Origin of the sequence: Pseudomonas sp. Sample_21 (genome assembly GCF_004307525.1) — a bacterium.
GTDB lineage: Bacteria > Pseudomonadota > Gammaproteobacteria > Pseudomonadales > Pseudomonadaceae > Aquipseudomonas > Aquipseudomonas atacamensis.
Genome location: NZ_RCNZ01000068.1, coordinates 12,398 through 29,974, shown reverse-complemented (window position 1 = coordinate 29,974; position 17,577 = coordinate 12,398). Strand labels below are relative to the sequence as shown.

The window sequence follows — 17,577 nt, the reverse complement described above, 5'->3', positions numbered from 1 at the left end:
TGGTGTATTTGTATTCTTCGGTGTTGATCGAGTGGCCGCCCCAGCACACCACGATTTTCGGCTCGACGCCCGGGCGCAGGGTGCGCGCGTTGCGCAGCAGATGGAACACGTAGTCGCTGATGCCTTGGGAATTGCTCAGGTCGATGCGCTGGCTATCTAGTTCGTTCTCGGTGTAGACGATGTCGCGCAGGGCGCTGAAAAGCATTTCGCGGGTGCTGGCGATCATCTCGCCGTCGACGAACGCGTCGGCCGGAGCGTTCAGCAGCTCCAGGCGTACACCGCGATCCTGCTGGTGAATGCGGATTTCGAAGTCCTTGTAGGCTTCGAGGATGGTCTTGGCATTGTCGACATGCGCGCCGGTGTTGAGGATGGCCAGGGCGCATTGGCGGAAGAGGGTATAGGTGCTGCCGGATCCGGCTTCGCTCAGTTGCTGAACTTCACGTTGAGAAAGGGTTTCCAGACTGCCTTTCGGACTGACCGAGGCATTGATTACGTGTCGTTGGGTCATGCAGTGATCCTTAAAACGATGTCATCCACAACGCAGCGGATGGCATCCGAATAGTGTGTATCCATGAATGAAGATGGCACGATCTGCGTTATACCGCCATGTCCCGTTGGACTTTGAAAAGATGAAAAGGAGCCCCAGCATAGCTAAAACCCGGTGCGATGCGATAATGCGCTGGCGAGTTTTTTCCGTTGCGCGTTTTGCCACTCAAGGAAGTCATTTTCGATGTTCGAGATTCAGCCGATGGACCCCGCTACCTTTCGTCAGCAGACCCGCCGCAGCACGATCATCATCGCCGTGCTGTTTCTGCTGCTGGCCATGCTGTTTTCGTCGGTTGCGGTGGCAGTGTTCGGTGAACCCGACGGGGATAACCTGCGTTTCAATGTCGGCGGCGTATTCGTGGCGTTTCTGCTGACGGCGGCGCTGTTGCGCGGGCGTTTCTGGCATCAGACCTGGATGGCCCCGGCGGTGTACAGCTGGCGCCTCAAGCGCAATCTGATGAGCATCACCAATGTCATGCATCAGGTGACAGCGGCGGTGCAGAACCACGATCCGACGGCGATGAAGGTGTTGCGTTTCTATCACCTCGGATTGCTGCAAATGCATGAGCTGGACGGCAATTACAGCGATCACGGACAACTGCGTGACGAAGTCGAACAGCACAAGGCGCGGATGCAGGCGCAGGGACTTGATTCTGACCAGCCACGCTTCGATCCGCAGTGGCTGGAAACGTTGAAACCGGCCTCGCGTTAAAACGGAATGCGCCGGGTCCGGCGCAGTTTCCACGAGCGCAGCAGTCGTGCGTACACCAACAGGTTGACCGCCAGTACCACGCTGCCGAGGGCCAGTTGAATCTGCGGCGTCAGACCGGCCGGGTAGATGATCGGCCAGATGTAATGCTCAATGAAGCCGCCGGCGTATTCGGTCTGCCCGGCCGCGTGGCGCATGAGGTTTTCCCAGTAGGTCAACGGACAGGTCAGGTGCAATACCTCGACCGCCACGCCCCATGCGGCCGCCGGCAAGTGCAGCCACATCAAACGTGGCCAGCGCAGCACCAGCAGCCCGCCGAACAGCACGAACAAGATGAAACACAAGTGAAACAGCACCAGCCCGTCGGCGGCGATTCGGTAGAGCATGGCGTCTTCCTGACGTAAGGGTGGATGGCGCTATGGTACGCCGCGCGGGACAAAATTCCTTGGTGAATCTGGGCGCGCAAAAGTGTTCTACCCTTTAACGATCATCAACTGTTCTGAGGTGAGGTGCACATGGCAACTGAGCAAACGCGTGCGGAAGATGATGCGCCAACAGAGGAAGAAATCGAGCGGCAAAAGAGGCAGGAAAAAACCTGGAAGCACGATGACAGCCGCGAGTTGTCGGACCGCGATCAGGAGCGTCCGCTGAAACCTTGAACAGCGCATACGAAGAGCCCCGCAGCAGCGGGGCTCTTCGCGTTTCAGAGGTCTGCCAGCTGCGTGAAGTCCGGGTAGGTCGCGCGATACCCCAACGTTCGATCGATCCACGCATTGAGCTCATTGACCATCACCGGCGGATGGCCGGGATAACCCTCGAGGGTGCTGCGCAGGGTGCGTTCGATATCGGGCACGCTGTGCAGGTTTCGGGTCTTGATGTAATGGCCGATAAAACAGTCGAGTTCCAGGCGTTCTGTCTTGGACAGATGGACACACTTCAGGCCGCTGACCTGTTTGATTGCAAAATCGTCGCTCACTTATTTCTCTGCAAGGCTTGAAAGTTGTTGATGGATTCCTGATTTCTTTGACTCTTTGGTCAACTGGTATACCAATCGGAAAGGCGGCGCGCATGCTATCCGCAGCGCGGGAAAATGTATGTATGACTGTCGAAATGTCTGACAGGCGGTTGATTCGCTCAAACGGCTGTTTTATGGGGGGTGTATCGCGGTTGAAACACTTTTTGTAACGCAGGGGACTCAGTGGCGGCGTTGCTTGATTAACGCAAGGATGGACGGATTATTTAGTCGACTCGTTCTATCAATTGCGCACCCTGATTACGCGTATTGCCGACCGCTTTGCCGACTTTGTACCATTCGAAGGCCTCACTGGGCTCGCCTTCAAACAGCAGCATCTGCTCGGCGCGCTCCACTGGCGTAGCCGGATCAAGCCATTCCCGAGCTCGCGCCGAATCGAAGACCACTGGGCGGCGATCGTGAATATCGAGCAGGCCGCCCAGGCTGTCAGCGGTGATGATGACGAACCCGTCGTCCTCCCTCGGCGCAACCCCCGGTGCTGGAAATTGGCCGATACCGGCACAGAAGACCGGAGCCTGATCCGCCCGACGAATCAACCAGGGCTGTCGGGATTTTTCCCCGCTATCAACCCACTCAAACCAATTGTCGACCGGCACGATCAGCCGCTGCCGCCAGATCGCCCGGAAGAACGCGCCGTGGGCGACTTTCTCTACCCGAGCGTTGATAGGTGGGGCACGATCCTTGGCCCAATGGGGGCGCCAGCCCCAGCGCAGATTGTCGGCATGAATGGCCTGTTCGTGCTGATGCAGAACCGCCAGCGCAGTGGTGGGCGCTGCGTTGTAGCGATTGAGCGGCGCATCGCCGACGTGATTGATCAACGCATCGGGGATGCTCAGCACCGCAACGAAATCGTGAATCCCACGGTACTGCGTGAGTCTTCCGCACATGGATGAAATCTCCTTGAGGAAATTTGAGTCTAGTCGGACCTGCCAATGTGCCGGCCGATGACGCACTGAAAGCAGCACCGGAACCAAACCCTGTGTACCTTATCCAACCTGCGCTCGCGGATAGCCGCGCAGGGATGGACAAAGGCGATGGAGGTTTGCCATTCGACAACACGACGGCCGCGGCCTCAGGGCAAGACATGACATCCGGATGCAAACTTCTTTGTGCTGCGCTCATCGCGCTCGGTCTGGCCGGCTGCATCGCCGCGCCGATTGAAATGACCACGCAAACCGAAACGCGCCTGATGGCCCAAGCCCCCGTACGTTTTCTCCTGACGTTCGACGATGGCCCCAGCGCTTCAGGGTTGTGGAATCCCACGGCGGCGGTGCTCGACAGCCTCAAAAGCAATCCGCTGCAGGCAAATATCAAAGCCGTGTTTTTCGTGCAGACCCGAGCACCCAGGGCAGGCAATAGCGAGATCGGTCGCAGCCTGATGCGGCGTGAACACGGCGAGGGGCATATTCTCGCTTTCCACACCGCGACTCATTGGCACACCAACCATCGCTCGCTCGACCCGCAAGAACTGGAGCAGTCGCTGACCGATGGCAGCGCTGACATCGCCGCTATCACCGGGGCGCAGCCCAAGCTGTTGCGCCCACCGTTCTGGAACTACGACAAGCGCACATTTGCGGCCTATCAAAAACACGGCTTGCATGTCTTGCTCACGGACCTGAGTGCCAACGACGGCAAGATCTGGGGCTTCAACGCCAGCCCTCGGCGTCGGGCGAACATGCTGCGGCAGTTATCGGAAGTGCGCGAGCGTATCGCCGTGGGTCAATTGCCGACCGTGGATGGCGTAATTCCGGTCGTGGTGACGTTCCATGACCTCAATCGCTACACCGCGCGCCACACTCGCGAATATCTGCAGATTCTGCTCGATAGCGCGGCGGCGACCGGGGTCAGACTGGCGGACAAGCCGTTCTACGACAATCAGGCCGCACTGGAAAAAGCTGCGTTGGCGCGTACGGTTCAGCAAAGCGCTGAGCCGGTGAATCTGCCCGGAATGTGGAACTGGATCTGGGATCACGACGCGCATTGAATGGCATGAGTGAGTTGTGATCGGCTTGGCATTCTCGAGCGGGCAGTAAACACACCGTGGGTCTATGCTCGATGGATCGATTCTCCGCCTGCGAGGCGCCCGTCCATGCTTGCCATTGCCGATATTTGCCGGATCGTCGAGTCAGGCTTCCCCACGTTCAAGTGTGATTGCACACCGACCGGACAAGGTCTGTTGCGGATCAAGGTGTATGAGCCGGGCAGTGGGCGTGTCGAGTTGTTGCTTGACGGCGTTTCTCCCGAGCATCTGGTGACGATTCGCGATATTTCCAATTTCATCGGTGAGTTGCGCACGGAAATCAGCGCCGGTCGCCGGGCGTTCGCCGGCTGATCGTTATAAACGCCGTTGAAAGGCCTGCACGATGCGCCGTGTCGCGTCATTGGTTTCAAGATTGTGCACGGCATCGAGCGGGTACCAGATGCAATCGACGATTTCGTTCTGCGGGCGCACATCGTCGAGGTTGACCACCGAAGCCTCGTACACATGATGCCGCGTACTGCCCGCCTGAAAATCCATCAGGTACAGGACGTCCTCAGCATTGAGCCCGGTTTCCTCCTGCAACTCGCGCACGGCTGCCGCCGCACGGGTTTCCCCGGGTTCGACTTTGCCCCCGGGTAATGACCAGTGATGGCGGGGTTTGCGTACCAGGAGGATATGGCGATCCTGCTCGCAAATGACGGTGGCGCGTACTTTCATGATTGCCCTGTTGATGCGTGTCATAAAACTGTAATCAATCTGCAATATTCGAGCCGCAAGCGGATTTAAAGGTTCCCTCTCGATTCGGAGCCATTTGCGTAGCAAAAAGTGCCAGTGAATTGACATGTGCCAGGGCGAATCCGGTTTACACCGCAGCGGGGAGCGGGTGTAAGGTAAGCCCGTACACCGAAAACACCGTTGACAAAATGGAGGTGCTCATGAGCATTCCAATGCTGAACAAGCTGCACATGAACGGTTATGACGTGCTTAGCGTGAACAACGGCCCATGGCGGGTTTGCACTCAGGGTGACCGGTTGGCGTCATTCACCAGCAGGGAGGAAGCGATGGCCTATGCGGCGGCGCTTCCTGGTTACAAGCAACGCGCCAAGCGGGTGCAAAGCCAGAACGTGAGTTGACGCGTTATAACGAAAGAGCCCCGGTTTCGACCGGGGCTTCTTGTTTGGATCAGGAGTCAGTGCACCTTGATTCGGCTGATGGTCCGGGCTTTTACCTCCCTGGCATAGATCTGCAATCTCTCCTCGTCGTTTTGCAGGATTGTGCAAGATCGCAACACAGTCTGGGCGTCTGCCTCGTTACCTGATTTGCGCAATTGTTCGGCAATGCGCTTGAGGTCGACCGCCGACCATCTCAGGTCCGACGCCACGCTTTGCAAATCCCGTTGAAGTTCGTGTTCGTATTCATTGAGCCGCATGATCACCTCCAGAACATTCTCGGTAGAAAAGAGTAGTCGCATTTTTCCACCTGGGGCCAGGCCATCTGACGCCCGGCTGAACCGATGTAAAAAATTGTCCAAACCCCGGTAACGGCGGGGTGCCACGATGGATGTGCACGCCGTTAAACGGTACATTCACGTTTTTTCGGAACAGGTAAACAGCATGCGCGTATGGATCGGCACTTTGGCACTGGCCCTGTTGACGGGTTGCTCGTTACCAGCATCGCTGGTGCCGGGCGAGCCAAACCTCAGCAAGACCAGTGACAAGCCTCCCAAAGAATATGCCGCGTGTTTGTTACCGTTGTGGCAGAAGGACGTGGCCAAGACTTCGCAGACGTCTATTTCCAACGGCTACCGGATTACCGCGCCGAGCATTATCACGGCGGATGAGATTCTCGATATCGTCAAATACAAGGACGGCAGCAAAGTGTCCCTCTATCAGGGGCCGCCTTGGGCCAAGTCCGGATCGCTGCGCCAATCGGTGCGTGACTGCCTGTAACCGGGCGCCCGGATCTCAAAAAAGGCAGACACCGAAGTTCGATGTCTGCCTTTTTTCATTGGATGAAGACTCCAGCCAAACGCTCGCAATGCGCTGTGACAGTTGCCCGCGAGGCGCAGCAGGATCCTTGACTAGGCTTTGAATGTCGGCCCGTGACGGGATCGGCATGACTGAAAGGAGCCTCGGATCATGGATGATCTGGTCAAGGACATCATTCCGCTGTTGCAGTACCTCATCCCGGGTTTTCTATCGACCTGGATCTTCTATTCACTTACGGCATTCAAGCGACCGGATACGTTCGGCCAGATCGTGCAGGCGCTGATATTTACTTTTGTGATTCAGGGCGCGGTGTTGGCGGTGGGCAACCTCTGTTTGTGGGTTGGCTCGAAGGGTTTTTCATTAGGAAGCTGGGATGATCGGGCGCAAACGCTCTGGGCATTTGTGTTTTCGCTGATGCTGGGTTTGTTTGCCTGTTACCTGGCTACGAGTGACAAATTGCACGGCTGGTTACGTAAGCGAAACGTCACGAAACAATCTTCTTTCCCCAGTGAATGGTTCTGCGCTTTCGCCCAGTTCGACCGGTTCATAACCCTGCATTTACATGACGAGAGGCGCGTGTTTGGCTGGCCTGTCGAGTGGCCGTCCGAATCCAGTTGTGGGCAATTCGTGATGCAGAATCCACCTTGGGTTAATGACGATGGCAAGTCGACGCCTTTTGGTGCCGAAATTTTGCTGATAGATTCCGCGCAAGTTAAGTGGGTTGAATTCAGCCCGGTATCAGAGGGTTCATCATGACGACTGCAAGAGCACCGCGACCAATGCCAAAGCAATACGAACGCCTGTTCACTGGGCCTGACGGCAAGCCGCTGGAGGAGCCGTTGATCAAAGCCCCGAGCGCTCCGCCTCCGCTCAAATACAGGTTGCCACAATAATTTTCAGCCCCAACCCTGCACCACCGCCCGGCGAATCGCCTCCAGCAACATCGCGAACGCCGGGTTGTCATTGTTCTCACGCCAGATCAGATGCAGCTCGCTTTGCACCCCTTCGCCCAGATCGATCTCGCGAAACACCACATTCCTGAACACCACGCTGGTCGCGCAACGCGGTACCAGCGCCAGACCCATGCCAGCGTTGACCAGCGCCAGAATCGTCAGCGACGAGCCCAGCCACTGCACGTAATCCGGCGCCACCCGCGCTGAGCGCAGCGTGCCGGTCAACAGTTCGTTGAACGGCGGATAGGCTTCATGGGAGTACATCAGAAACGGTTGTTTATCCAGATCAGCCACTGATACCTCAGCTGCATTGGCCAACCGATGCCCGCTCGGCACTGCCAGCACAAATGGTTCGCGCACCAGGCATTCGGTGGCATAGCCCGGTTCCTGCAATGGCGCCCGGGCGATGCCCAGGTCGATACGACGAGCGCGCAATGCCTCGTGCTGCTGATAGGTATTCATCTCTGCCAGATCGATTTTCACCTGAGGCTGTTTGAGTCGCGCTTCGGCGATCACCTTGGGCAGAAATTCATATACCGCGCTGCCGACGAACGCGATGTTCACCGAGCCAATGTCGCCCTCGGCAAACCGGCGTGCGGTGATCGCCGCTTGCTGGGCGCGCTCCAGAAGATTCTGCGCTTCAACGAAAAACGCCCGGCCCGCCGCCGTCAGCGCAACGCTTCGGGTGCTGCGGGTAAACAATTCGACGCCAAGGTGATGCTCCAGCAGCTGAATCTGCCGACTCAGTGGCGGCTGGGTCATGTTGAGGCGCTCGGCGGCGCGGCGAAAGTTGAGTTCGGTGGCGACCGTAGTGAAGCAGCGCAGCTGGGTAAGTTCGAACATTGATCTAATCCGGGTATCAATCGAATGCCTGTTTAGATTAGACGGGATCAATGCGCGACGTCCATGATCGGCTCATCGCTTCAAGTCATCCCTAAAAAAACAAGATCGGGAGTCGCCCCTTGAAAACCCTCCAGAGTCCGCCGGCCATCACAGTGCTCGCCCGCGCCGCCGCCAAGGTCAAACGCCACGTCCTGCCGCTGTTCGTGATGATGTTCATCGTCAATTACATCGACCGGGTGAATATCGGTTTCGTGCGCAGCCATCTGGAAACCGATCTGGGTATCGGCGCAGCGGCGTACGGACTTGGCGCCGGGCTGTTTTTCATCGGTTACGCACTGTTCGAAGTGCCGTCCAACATTCTGTTGCAGCGCTACGGCGCACGGGTCTGGCTGACTCGGATCATGTTCACCTGGGGCGCTGCGGCCATGGCCATGGCGTTTGTTCAAGGTGAAACCAGCTTCTACGTGCTGCGCTTTATTCTCGGTGCGGCCGAGGCCGGGTTTTTCCCGGGGATCATTTATTACTTCACCCAATGGCTGCCAGCGTCCGAGCGCGGCAAAACCATGGCGGTGTTTCTCAGCGGCTCAGCGATTGCCTCGGTAATTTCCGGCCCGGTATCCGGTGCGCTGTTGCATATCAGCGGATTGGGCATGCACGGTTGGCAGTGGATGTTTCTCATCGAGGGCGCGGCTTCGGTGGTGTTGTGCGCATTCGTCTGGTTCTGGCTGCAATCGCATCCGCGTCAAGCCAAGTGGCTGAGCGAGGAAGAGCGAGACGCACTGGTCGCGGCGATTGCCGAGGAGCAGCGCGCTCGCGAAGCGGTACAAGTCGCCAAGCCGTCGATGTTCAAGCTGTTGGCTGACCGACAGATCGCGCTGTTCTGCTTCATCTATTTTTCCATTGCCCTGACCATTTACGGCGCGACGTTCTGGTTGCCGAGCATGATCAAGAAGATGGGTAACCTCGGAGATTTTCAGGTCGGGCTGCTCAATTCGATTCCGTGGATCATTTCGATTGTCGCCATGTATGGCTTCGCAGCGATGGCCGGCAAATGGAAATTCCAGCAGGCCTGGGTCGCGCTGACGCTGGTGATCGCGGCGGTCGGCATGTTCATGTCGACCACTGGCGGGCCGGTGTTTGCCTTCGTCGCCATCTGCTTCGCCGCCATCGGTTTCAAAGCGGCATCGGCGCTGTTCTGGCCGATTCCGCAAAGCTATCTGGACGCGCGCATCGCTGCGGCGGTGATCGCGCTGATCAACTCCATCGGCAACCTTGGCGGTTTCGTCGCGCCGACCGCGTTTGGCATTCTCGAACAAACCACCGGCTCCATCGAGGGCGGCCTGTATGGCCTGGCGGCGACATCGCTGATCGCCGCCGTGGTGATCTTCTTCGCCCGCACGGCGCCTGGCGCCAAAGGTAAAACCCCGGTAAAGCCAAGTGACGAAGCCGCCGTTGTAGCGCCGGCTCGTCCGGCTGCGAGCCACTGAATCGATTGTTGATCTGTCAGGAGCGTTATCTTGAAAATCACCCGTGTCAGCGTCACCCCGATTGCCTTTCGTGATCCGCCACTGCTCAACGCCAGTGGCATCCACGAACCCTTTGCCCTGCGCTCGATCATCGAGATTGAAAGTGACAACGGCTACATCGGCCTCGGCGAAAGCTACGGCGATGCCCCGGCGCTGGCGATCCAGCAACAATTGCAGAGCCAGTTGATCGGCCTCGATCCGTTCAACCTCAATCAATTGCGCGCGATCGTGCAGGCCACCGTGGCGGCAAATAAACCGGCGAGCATTGCTGGCGCCGAACTGGCCCCCGGTTCCCACGCCAGCAAAGCGGTGAGCAATGCCTACTCGGCATTCGAAGTAGCGTTTCTTGATTTGCAGGCGCACTACCTGAACGTGCCGCTGGTGGACCTGCTCGGCGGCGCGATCCGCGATGAAGTGCCGTTCAGCGCTTACCTGTTTTTCAAATACGCCGAACATATCGACTCGCCCTACAAGCCGGACAACTGGGGCGAGGCGCTGAGCGAGCAGCAGATTGTCGCGCAGGCAGCGCGGATGATCGAAGCGTACGGATTCAAGAGCATCAAGCTCAAGGCCGGCACCTTGCCGCCGGAGCATGAAGTGGCTTGCATCAAGGCACTGAAAAAAGCCTTTCCGGGATTGCCGCTGCGCATCGATCCGAACGGCAACTGGTCGCTGGAGACGGCGATTCGCATGGCCGAACTGCTCGGCGATGATCTGCAGTATTACGAAGACCCGACCCCGGGCCTTGATGGCATGGCTGAACTGCACAAGCGCACCGGTCTGCCCTTGGCGACCAATATGGTCGTCACTGATTTCGACGAGTTCCGCCGCAGCGTTGCGCAGAACAGCGTGCAAATCGTCCTCGCCGACCACCATTACTGGGGTGGCCTGCGGGATACGCAGACACTGGCGAAAATGTGCGACGTGTTCGGCCTCGGCGTGTCGATGCATTCCAATTCGCACCTGGGCATCAGCCTGATGGCCATGGCGCACGTCGCGGCGGCGGTGCCGAATCTGGATTACGCCTGCGACACCCACTACCCGTGGCAGGAGCCGGACGAGGAAGTGATCAAGGGCGGCAAGCTGCCGATTGTCGATGGCTGCGTGAAGATCACCCGTGCCCCGGGGCTGGGGTTGGAACTGGACCATGAGCAACTGGCCAAGCTGCATGACCAGTACCTGACGTGCGGCATTCGCCAGCGCGATGATGTGCGGCAGATGCAGCGGTACAAGGCGGATTGGCGGGCGGTCAAGCCGAGGTTTTGAGGTCGTTGCGACTGGCCTCTTCGCGAGCAGGCTCGCTCTCACATGTAAATGCATGGCAACTGTGGGAGCGAGCCTGCTCGCGAATGGCCGCGACGCGATCCTTCAGAGGGTATGAACCAGCCAATCCCTGAACGCCTTCAACGAAGGCAGATTCTCATTACGCGGCGGGTACACCAGGTAATAGCTGCGTCGGCTGGTAATCGGCTCGCCCAGTTGCAGCAATTCGCCCTTGAGCAATTCCTCCTCGACCAGAATACGCGGCACCAGGCCGACGCCGATATTGGCGCGTACTGCCTGAATCAAGTGCGAGGTCATTTCGAAGCTCGGCCCGATCCGCATGCTGCGATGCGGCAGTTGGTGATGGCTGAACCATTCCGCCCACGCCTGGGCATTGCTGCTGACGTTGAGCAACAACTGCCCGGCCATGTGCCGCTCGGCCTCATTGCGTTCAGTCGCCGACAGCTGCGCGCTGGCAATCGCCACCAATTCTTCGGTGTGCAGGGGCAGGGCGGTCAGGCCTGGCCACTCACCGCCGCCGACGCAGATGGCCGCGTCGATTTCGCTGGTGTCGAAATCGATGGTTTCGATCCGCGAATGCAGGTGCACGGTCATGCCCGGGTGCGCCGTGTAGAAATCCTTCAGCCTTGGCAGCAGCCATTTCGAACCAAAGGTCGGCAGCGTCGCCAGGCGCAGGCTATGGATGCCCGAACCAAACGCCATCGCCTGCAAAGTCGCGCTGCGAATCTGCCCGAGGGCTTCGCTGAGCTCGCGCTGATACATGCGCCCGACATCCGTCAGCACCACCTGCCGGCCTTCGCGGCTGAACAGGCGCATGCCGAGCATCTTCTCGAGAATCTGTACCTGGCGACTGACCGCGCTCTGCGTCAGTGACAGCTCATGGGCGGCGCGGGTGTAGCTCTCGTGGCGAGCGGCGGCCTCGAAAGCCAGCAGCAGCGACATGGACGGTGTGAGGGTGCGCGGGTTCATTCGTAAAACTCATCGATAGCGGGTCGAAATTACGCTTGTTCCATGGCTGGCCAGCAATGAACATGGGCGCAATCAGATGGCGGAGCCTGACGCAATCATTCCTTGCGCACAACTGTTCACCGCCACACAGCCCGATTTGACCGAGATGACCCGACCGATGATTGCCCAGCTGTCGCCTGCCAGAGCCCTGACCGGCGATTACCAACAATTCCTCGCCGCCCTGAAAGACAGCGGCTTTCGCGGGGAAATCAGCGCCGATTACGCCAGCCGCGTGGTGCTTGCGACCGACAACTCGATCTATCAGCGCTTGCCGCAAGCGGCGGTGTTTCCGCTGGATGCGGACGATGTGGCACGGGTGGCGCGGCTGATTGCCGAACCGGCGTACGAAAAAGTGGTGATCACCCCGCGAGGCGGTGGCACCGGCACCAACGGTCAATCGCTGACAGACGGCATCGTCGTCGACCTGTCACGGCACATGAATCGCATTCTGGAAATCAATGTTGAACAACGCTGGGTGCGCGTGCAGGCCGGGGTGGTCAAGGATCAGCTCAACGCCGCGCTGAAATCCGCCGGGCTGTTTTTTGCTCCGGAACTGTCGACCTCGAACCGCGCCACGGTCGGCGGCATGATCAACACCGACGCCAGCGGCCAGGGCAGTTGCACCTACGGCAAAACCCGCGACCATGTGCTGGAACTTGAAATGATCCTGCGCGGCGGCGAGCGTTTGCGCGGTCTGCCGCTGGCCGAGGATGAGCTTGCAGCGCAGTGCGCCCGCGATGATCGCGTCGGCGAAGTCTATCGTTGTGCGCGGCAGATCATTGATGAACAGGGCGAGCTGATCAAGGCACGCTTTCCCGATCTCAACCGCTGCCTGACCGGTTATGACCTGGCGCATCTGCGCGAGGCCGATCAGCGTTTCAACCTCAACAGCGTGCTCTGCGGCGCTGAGGGCTCGCTGGGCTTCGTCGTCGAAGCGCGGCTCAACGTACTGCCGATTCCCAAGCACACGATGCTGGTCAACATCCGCTACGCCGGGTTCATGGATGCCTTGCGTGATGCGCGGGCGTTGATGGCGCTCAAGCCGTTGTCGATTGAAACCGTCGACTCCAAGGTCTTGCTGCTGGCGATGCAGGACATCGTCTGGCACGGCGTTGCCGAATATTTTCCGGAAAACGCTGAACGGCCGACTCTGGGCATCAATCTGGTCGAGTTCTGCGGTGACGATCCCGAAGATCTGCAACGCCGCGTCGAAGCGTTCCTCGAACATCTGCAAAACGACCGCACCGTGGAGCGCCTGGGCCATACGCTGGCGGTTGGTCAGGCAGCGGTGAACAAGGTCTACGGCATGCGCAAGAGGGCGGTGGGCCTGCTCGGCAACGTCGCCGGTGAAGCCCGCCCGCAGCCTTTCGTTGAAGACACCGCCGTGCCGCCGCAGCATTTGGCCGAATACATCGCCGAACTGCGCGACCTGCTCGACAGCCACGGTTTGCAGTACGGCATGTTCGGCCATGTCGACGCCGGCGTACTGCACGTGCGGCCGATCCTCGACATGAAAGACCCGCAGCAAGCGGCCCTGGTACGCCCGGTGTCCGATGGCGTCGCCGCGTTGACCCAGCGCTACGGCGGCCTGCTCTGGGGCGAGCATGGCAAGGGCCTGCGTTCCGAATACGCGCCGGCATTCTTCGGCGAGTTGTACCCGGCGCTGCAAGCCTTGAAAGCCGCGTTCGACCCATTCAACCAGTTCAACCCGGGCAAAATCGCTACGCCGGCCAACAGCGGCGCAGCACTGCTGAAGATCGACGAAGTGACCCTGCGCGGCGAGCTGGATCGGCAGATCGACGAAAAAGTCTGGCAAAGCTACGGCGCGGCCATGCACTGCAATGGCAACGGCGCCTGCTACAACTTCGATCCCGATGACGCCATGTGCCCGTCGTGGAAAGCCACCCGCGAACGCGCGCAATCGCCCAAGGGCCGCGCTTCGCTGATTCGCGAATGGCTGCGGTTGCAGGGCGAGGCGGGCGTCGATGTGCTCTCGGACGCAATCCGAAAACCGGCGTTTTTCAGCACGCTGTGGCAGCGCTGGCGCAACAGTCGCGATCCATCGGCGGATTTTTCCCATGAGGTGTACGACGCCATGGCCGGTTGCCTGGCCTGCAAATCCTGCGCGGGGCAGTGCCCGGTGAAGGTCAACGTGCCGGAATTTCGCTCGCGTTTTCTCGAGCTGTATCACAGTCGTTATCTGCGTCCGGCGCGGGACTATCTGATTGCCTCGCTGGAATACACCATTCCATACATGGCGAGGGTACCGGAGCTTTATAACGGTCTGATGGGTGCTGGCTGGGTGCGTGGCGCGCTGGCGCGGATCGGTGGCATGGTCGATGTGCCGCTGCTCAGCCGTTTCGATTTCCACGCGGCGATGCGCCGTTGGCAGGTGCAGCCAGCAACGGTTGCAACGCTGTCGGCGCTAACCCCAGGGCAGCGCGAACGCAGCGTGGTCATCGTGCAGGACGCCTTCACCCGCTACTTCGAAGCGCCGCTGCTGGCTGATCTGGTCGAGCTGATTTCGCGCCTGGGTTATCAGGTCTATCTCGCGCCGTTCAGCGCCAACGGTAAACCGCTGCATGTGCAGGGCTTTCTCTCGGCGTTCAATCGCACGGCGTTGCGTAACGCTGAGCAGTTGCAGGCGCTGGCGCAGACCGGCGTGCCGCTGCTGGGGCTGGATCCGGCGATGACTCTGGTCTATCGCCAGGAATACCTGAAAGTACCGGGCCTGAATGAGTGCCCAGAAGTAGCGCTGGTGCAGGAGTGGTTACTCAAGGTCATGCCAGAACGGACGCCTGAGGCTCAGCCGAAAGCGTTCCGTCTGCTCGCCCATTGCACGGAGAAAACCAACGCGCCGGCCGCGACCCGCCAGTGGGAACAGGTCTTCGAACGTGCCGGTCTGAAGCTGGCCACGCAGGCTACCGGTTGCTGCGGCATGTCCGGTACTTACGGCCACGAAGCACGCAATCGCCAGACCTCAGCCGTCATTTACGAGCAGTCGTGGGCGCGTCAGGTGCAGGCTCCGGCGGAGCAGGGCGAGGCGTTGGCGACCGGCTACTCCTGCCGCAGCCAGGTCAAGCGCCAGTCGGATCAGGCGCTGCGCCATCCGTTGCAGGTGCTGCTCCAGACGCTGCGTCGCTGACCGTGTCGCTGGTGTCCCTGTCCCAGATCAGGCGCGGGTCGAAACTCATCGCCGCGAGCATGGTGAACACCACGACCAGGCCGAAGAACAGGATGCCCGGTCGTGGCTCGATATCGCCCAGCGCCTGGAATTTCACCAGCGCCGCGACCAGCGCGACCACCAGCACATCGAGCATCGACCAGTAGCCGATCAGTTCGACGAAGCGGTACAGCTTCGAACGCTCCCTGCGCGCCCAATCGCTGTTGCGCTGCACGGTGACGAGCAGCAAGGTCAGGGCGACGAATTTGACCCCCGGGACCGCGATGCTCGCGATGAAAATGATCAGGGCAATGTCCCACGCTCCGGCCTCCCAGAACTCCAGCACGCCACTCATGATCGTGCTGTCGGCGCCGTTGCCGAGCATCACCGTATTCATCACCGGCAGCAGATTGGCCGGGATATAAAAGGCCAGGGCGGCGAGCATATACGCCCAGGTGCGCGTCAGCGAATTGGTCTTGCGCCGATGCAAAGGCGCATCACAGCGTGGGCATTCGTGTGGCTCGTCGGTCATGTCACAGGCCAAACCACAGCTGTGGCACAGGCACAGGTTGAGTTCGCTGGCGGTCGGTGGACGCTTCATAAAATGTCCCAGAGTTCGCGGATGTCACGGCCGGCAATGCGGATCATCATCAGGCTCAGCACCGCCAGGGCGAACAGGCCGATTCCCGGCAGCACATCGAGCAGGCCGGCGAGTTTGAACACCGCGACCATCGCCCCCAGCAGACACACCTCAAGCATGCTCCACGGGCGCAGGGTTTCCAGCCAGCGCATGCACAGATTGAACCCCGGTGCCCGCCTCAGGCCGAGGGCGAAACTCAACACCCAGACCAGCAACACCAACTGAAATGCCGGGGCGATGATGATCGCAATCGCCGCGACCATGGCGATAAAGGTGATCGGTCCCTGGCTCAGCGCGAGCACCGAATCCCAAAGGGTTGCGCTGTTTTTCATGCCTTTGAGGCTGATGCTCATCACCGGGTAGAAATTGGCGAACAGCCACAGCATCGCGGCCGTGAACGTCAGGGCCAGACGCTGCTCGATGGTCAGGCCGTTGAAGCGCTGCAGCACGCCACCGCAGCGCACGCACAGGGTTTTCTGGTGTTTGGCGAGCACGACTTTCTCGTACACGCAATCACAGTGCTCGCAGATGATCAGGTGTTCGGTATTGACCATGGACAGCGCTCAAGGGCAGGGCGGACCTGTTCACTATAGAAGGCTGGCGCTGATGGGCAACTTCGATGGTGCATGTTTGGGTTTTGTTTTTTTGGTGTTATAAGGTAACGCGAAATTTGCGGGCGGCGTTGTGGCTGTCCGGTGTTATTCCTCTCGATTGCGAAAGACCCATGCCCCCTGTACTTCCCCGTTCTGCCCCATTGGCGACTGGCCGGCTGCTATCCATTGATGCGCTCAGAGGCCTGGTGATCCTGTTCATGCTGCTCGATCACGTACGCGAAACCTTCCTCTTGCACCGCCAGGTGTCCGACCCGATGGACATCGCCAGCACCGAGCCGGCGCTGTTTTTCAGCCGCACTCTGGCGCATCTGTGTGCGCCGGTATTCGTCTTGCTGACCGGTTTGTCGGCATGGCTCTACGGCGAAAAATACGCCGGCAAAGCCGATGTCAGCGCGTTTCTGTTCAAGCGCGGATTGTTCCTGGTGGCGCTGGAGTTCACCTTGGTCAACTTCGCCTGGACGTTCCAGTTGCCGCCGAGCGTGATTTACCTGCAAGTGATCTGGGCGATCGGCCTGAGCATGATTGCGCTGGCGATGCTGGTCTGGTTGCCACGTGCGCTGCTGCTGACGCTGAGCGTGGCGATCATCGCCGGGCACAACCTGCTCGACGCGGTGCATTTCCCGGTTGAGTCGGCGATGCATGTGCCTTGGGCGATTCTGCATGATCGGGGCTGGATCGAGATCAGCGACACCTTGCGCCTGCGCACCTCGTACCCGCTGCTGCCGTGGATTGGTGTAATCGGTCTGGGCTATGCGCTGGGGCCGTGGTTTGCTCGGGGCATGGACGCGGCGGTGCGTCAGCGTCGTTTGCTGATTGCCGGGGCCGCTGGATTGCTCGGCTTCGTGGCGCTGCGCTTGATCAATGGCTACGGCGAAAAGCCGTGGGCGATCAGCGATTCGCTGGTGCAGACACTGATGAGCTTTTTCAACATCACCAAATACCCGCCGTCGCTGCTGTTTCTCGCGCTTACTGTGAGTACGGGGCTGTTGCTGTTGCTCGCCTTTGAGCGCGTGCAGAGTCGCCGCTGGATTGGCTGGCTGACCGTGTTCGGCTCGGCACCGATGTTTTTCTATCTGCTGCACTTGTATGTGTTGAAGGTGTTGTACCTGATCGCTGTGGCGCTGTTCGGCCTGAATCAGGGCAGCTATTTCGGCTTTTCGACGGTGACGGCGGTGTGGCTGGCGGCGGTGGTTCTTGCCGTGGTGCTGTTCCCGGCAGTGCGCTGGTTTTCGGCACTGAAAGCGCGGCGCCGGGACATCAGTTGGTTGAAGTATCTGTAAATCGAAGCA

Annotated in this window: 21 protein-coding genes; 11 read left to right on the top strand and 10 right to left on the bottom strand. The window is 59.6% G+C overall.

The window, feature by feature from the left end; all coding sequences use genetic code 11:
• A partial coding sequence (locus D8U71_RS12300; protein ID WP_130887854.1) for a pyrimidine/purine nucleosidase domain-containing protein occupies positions 1-508 on the bottom strand: 508 nt, incomplete at its 3' end.
• Positions 509-730: 222 nt separating this feature from the next.
• Here D8U71_RS12300 and D8U71_RS12295 point away from each other — a divergent pair.
• Entirely contained in the window at positions 731-1,258 is a 528-nt protein-coding gene (locus D8U71_RS12295; protein WP_130887853.1) for a DUF3087 domain-containing protein, read from the top strand.
• On the opposite strand, the gene D8U71_RS12290 is transcribed toward D8U71_RS12295, so the two are convergent.
• Positions 1,255-1,641 carry a DUF2784 domain-containing protein gene (locus D8U71_RS12290; protein WP_130887852.1) on the bottom strand — a complete coding sequence of 129 codons (387 nt, stop codon included), beginning with the start codon at positions 1,639-1,641 and terminating at the stop codon, positions 1,255-1,257. The two genes, D8U71_RS12295 and D8U71_RS12290, sit on opposite strands and share 4 nt — an antisense overlap.
• A 129-nt stretch (positions 1,642-1,770) precedes the next feature.
• Between D8U71_RS12290 and D8U71_RS28355 the strand changes: the two genes are divergently transcribed.
• Positions 1,771-1,914, top strand: coding sequence for a hypothetical protein (locus D8U71_RS28355; protein ID WP_177434898.1), 144 nt, complete (start codon positions 1,771-1,773; stop codon positions 1,912-1,914).
• Between the two features lie 44 nt (positions 1,915-1,958).
• On the opposite strand, the gene D8U71_RS12285 is transcribed toward D8U71_RS28355, so the two are convergent.
• Both D8U71_RS12285 and D8U71_RS12280 read right to left on the bottom strand, forming a co-directional pair.
• On the bottom strand, positions 1,959-2,231 hold the full coding sequence (locus tag D8U71_RS12285) for a hypothetical protein (protein WP_016775076.1): 273 nt from the start codon (positions 2,229-2,231) through the stop codon (positions 1,959-1,961).
• 263 nt (positions 2,232-2,494) lie between these two features.
• Positions 2,495-3,175 (bottom strand): SOS response-associated peptidase family protein, encoded by a 681-nt coding sequence (locus tag D8U71_RS12280; protein ID WP_130887851.1) that lies wholly within the window; start codon positions 3,173-3,175, stop codon positions 2,495-2,497.
• A gap of 197 nt (positions 3,176-3,372) precedes the next feature.
• Between D8U71_RS12280 and D8U71_RS12275 the strand changes: the two genes are divergently transcribed.
• Positions 3,373-4,272: a polysaccharide deacetylase family protein gene (locus D8U71_RS12275; protein WP_130887857.1), complete on the top strand. Its 900-nt coding sequence runs from the start codon at positions 3,373-3,375 to the stop codon at positions 4,270-4,272.
• Between the two features lie 105 nt (positions 4,273-4,377).
• Positions 4,378-4,620 carry a DUF1652 domain-containing protein gene (locus tag D8U71_RS12270; protein WP_016775073.1) on the top strand — a complete coding sequence of 81 codons (243 nt, stop codon included), beginning with the start codon at positions 4,378-4,380 and terminating at the stop codon, positions 4,618-4,620.
• Between the two features lie 3 nt (positions 4,621-4,623).
• Here the strand turns inward: D8U71_RS12270 and D8U71_RS12265 are convergent, their stop codons facing one another.
• Positions 4,624-4,986 (bottom strand): NUDIX hydrolase, encoded by a 363-nt coding sequence (locus D8U71_RS12265; protein WP_051600742.1) that lies wholly within the window; start codon positions 4,984-4,986, stop codon positions 4,624-4,626.
• 218 nt (positions 4,987-5,204) lie between these two features.
• Between D8U71_RS12265 and D8U71_RS12260 the strand changes: the two genes are divergently transcribed.
• Positions 5,205-5,402: a hypothetical protein gene (locus tag D8U71_RS12260; RefSeq protein ID WP_024013234.1), complete on the top strand. Its 198-nt coding sequence runs from the start codon at positions 5,205-5,207 to the stop codon at positions 5,400-5,402.
• Between the two features lie 56 nt (positions 5,403-5,458).
• Here D8U71_RS12260 and D8U71_RS12255 read toward each other — a convergent pair whose 3' ends face one another.
• On the bottom strand, positions 5,459-5,698 hold the full coding sequence (locus tag D8U71_RS12255; protein ID WP_038862200.1) for a hypothetical protein: 240 nt from the start codon (positions 5,696-5,698) through the stop codon (positions 5,459-5,461).
• Between the two features lie 184 nt (positions 5,699-5,882).
• On the opposite strand from D8U71_RS12255, the gene D8U71_RS12250 reads away from it, so the two are divergent.
• Positions 5,883-6,218, top strand: a complete 336-nt coding sequence (locus D8U71_RS12250) for a hypothetical protein (RefSeq protein WP_024013232.1) — start codon at positions 5,883-5,885, stop codon at positions 6,216-6,218.
• A 189-nt stretch (positions 6,219-6,407) separates the two neighbouring features.
• Positions 6,408-7,013: a DUF6338 family protein gene (locus D8U71_RS12245; RefSeq protein ID WP_130887850.1), complete on the top strand. Its 606-nt coding sequence runs from the start codon at positions 6,408-6,410 to the stop codon at positions 7,011-7,013.
• Positions 7,014-7,153: 140 nt separating this feature from the next.
• Here the strand turns inward: D8U71_RS12245 and D8U71_RS12240 are convergent, their stop codons facing one another.
• Complete coding sequence (locus D8U71_RS12240) at positions 7,154-8,053, bottom strand: LysR family transcriptional regulator (protein WP_016775066.1); 900 nt, start codon at positions 8,051-8,053, stop codon at positions 7,154-7,156.
• 119 nt (positions 8,054-8,172) lie between these two features.
• Between D8U71_RS12240 and D8U71_RS12235 the strand changes: the two genes are divergently transcribed.
• Complete coding sequence (locus D8U71_RS12235) at positions 8,173-9,540, top strand: MFS transporter (protein ID WP_130887849.1); 1,368 nt, start codon at positions 8,173-8,175, stop codon at positions 9,538-9,540.
• A 30-nt stretch (positions 9,541-9,570) separates the two neighbouring features.
• On the top strand, positions 9,571-10,845 hold the full coding sequence (locus D8U71_RS12230) for a glucarate dehydratase family protein (RefSeq protein ID WP_130887848.1): 1,275 nt from the start codon (positions 9,571-9,573) through the stop codon (positions 10,843-10,845).
• Between the two features lie 102 nt (positions 10,846-10,947).
• Here D8U71_RS12230 and D8U71_RS12225 read toward each other — a convergent pair whose 3' ends face one another.
• On the bottom strand, positions 10,948-11,832 hold the full coding sequence (locus tag D8U71_RS12225) for a LysR substrate-binding domain-containing protein (protein ID WP_130887847.1): 885 nt from the start codon (positions 11,830-11,832) through the stop codon (positions 10,948-10,950).
• Positions 11,833-11,989: 157 nt separating this feature from the next.
• On the opposite strand from D8U71_RS12225, the gene D8U71_RS12220 reads away from it, so the two are divergent.
• Positions 11,990-15,016 (top strand): FAD-binding and (Fe-S)-binding domain-containing protein, encoded by a 3,027-nt coding sequence (locus tag D8U71_RS12220; RefSeq protein ID WP_130887856.1) that lies wholly within the window; start codon positions 11,990-11,992, stop codon positions 15,014-15,016.
• On the opposite strand, the gene D8U71_RS12215 is transcribed toward D8U71_RS12220, so the two are convergent.
• Positions 14,949-15,635 carry a paraquat-inducible protein A gene (locus D8U71_RS12215; protein WP_071172742.1) on the bottom strand — a complete coding sequence of 229 codons (687 nt, stop codon included), beginning with the start codon at positions 15,633-15,635 and terminating at the stop codon, positions 14,949-14,951. The two genes, D8U71_RS12220 and D8U71_RS12215, sit on opposite strands and share 68 nt — an antisense overlap.
• Positions 15,632-16,228, bottom strand: coding sequence for a paraquat-inducible protein A (locus tag D8U71_RS12210; protein ID WP_016775060.1), 597 nt, complete (start codon positions 16,226-16,228; stop codon positions 15,632-15,634). Before D8U71_RS12210 ends, D8U71_RS12215 begins: the two co-directional genes overlap by 4 nt.
• 170 nt (positions 16,229-16,398) lie before the next feature.
• Here D8U71_RS12210 and D8U71_RS12205 point away from each other — a divergent pair, with 170 nt between their 5' ends.
• Positions 16,399-17,568 (top strand): DUF1624 domain-containing protein, encoded by a 1,170-nt coding sequence (locus tag D8U71_RS12205; protein WP_130887846.1) that lies wholly within the window; start codon positions 16,399-16,401, stop codon positions 17,566-17,568.
• The last annotated feature ends 9 nt before the right edge of the window (positions 17,569-17,577 follow it).

Coding starts and splice junctions, on each gene's coding strand:
- D8U71_RS12295 (WP_130887853.1), top strand. CDS start 731: ATGTTCGAGATTCAGCCGATGGACCCCGCTACCTTTCGTCAGCAGACC.
- D8U71_RS12290 (WP_130887852.1), bottom strand. CDS start 1,641: ATGCTCTACCGAATCGCCGCCGACGGGCTGGTGCTGTTTCACTTGTGT.
- D8U71_RS28355 (WP_177434898.1), top strand. CDS start 1,771: ATGGCAACTGAGCAAACGCGTGCGGAAGATGATGCGCCAACAGAGGAA.
- D8U71_RS12280 (WP_130887851.1), bottom strand. CDS start 3,175: ATGTGCGGAAGACTCACGCAGTACCGTGGGATTCACGATTTCGTTGCG.
- D8U71_RS12275 (WP_130887857.1), top strand. CDS start 3,373: ATGACATCCGGATGCAAACTTCTTTGTGCTGCGCTCATCGCGCTCGGT.
- D8U71_RS12270 (WP_016775073.1), top strand. CDS start 4,378: ATGCTTGCCATTGCCGATATTTGCCGGATCGTCGAGTCAGGCTTCCCC.
- D8U71_RS12265 (WP_051600742.1), bottom strand. CDS start 4,986: ATGAAAGTACGCGCCACCGTCATTTGCGAGCAGGATCGCCATATCCTC.
- D8U71_RS12260 (WP_024013234.1), top strand. CDS start 5,205: ATGAGCATTCCAATGCTGAACAAGCTGCACATGAACGGTTATGACGTG.
- D8U71_RS12255 (WP_038862200.1), bottom strand. CDS start 5,698: ATGCGGCTCAATGAATACGAACACGAACTTCAACGGGATTTGCAAAGC.
- D8U71_RS12250 (WP_024013232.1), top strand. CDS start 5,883: ATGCGCGTATGGATCGGCACTTTGGCACTGGCCCTGTTGACGGGTTGC.
- D8U71_RS12245 (WP_130887850.1), top strand. CDS start 6,408: ATGGATGATCTGGTCAAGGACATCATTCCGCTGTTGCAGTACCTCATC.
- D8U71_RS12240 (WP_016775066.1), bottom strand. CDS start 8,053: ATGTTCGAACTTACCCAGCTGCGCTGCTTCACTACGGTCGCCACCGAA.
- D8U71_RS12225 (WP_130887847.1), bottom strand. CDS start 11,832: ATGAACCCGCGCACCCTCACACCGTCCATGTCGCTGCTGCTGGCTTTC.
- D8U71_RS12220 (WP_130887856.1), top strand. CDS start 11,990: ATGATTGCCCAGCTGTCGCCTGCCAGAGCCCTGACCGGCGATTACCAA.
- D8U71_RS12215 (WP_071172742.1), bottom strand. CDS start 15,635: ATGAAGCGTCCACCGACCGCCAGCGAACTCAACCTGTGCCTGTGCCAC.
- D8U71_RS12210 (WP_016775060.1), bottom strand. CDS start 16,228: ATGGTCAATACCGAACACCTGATCATCTGCGAGCACTGTGATTGCGTG.
- D8U71_RS12205 (WP_130887846.1), top strand. CDS start 16,399: ATGCCCCCTGTACTTCCCCGTTCTGCCCCATTGGCGACTGGCCGGCTG.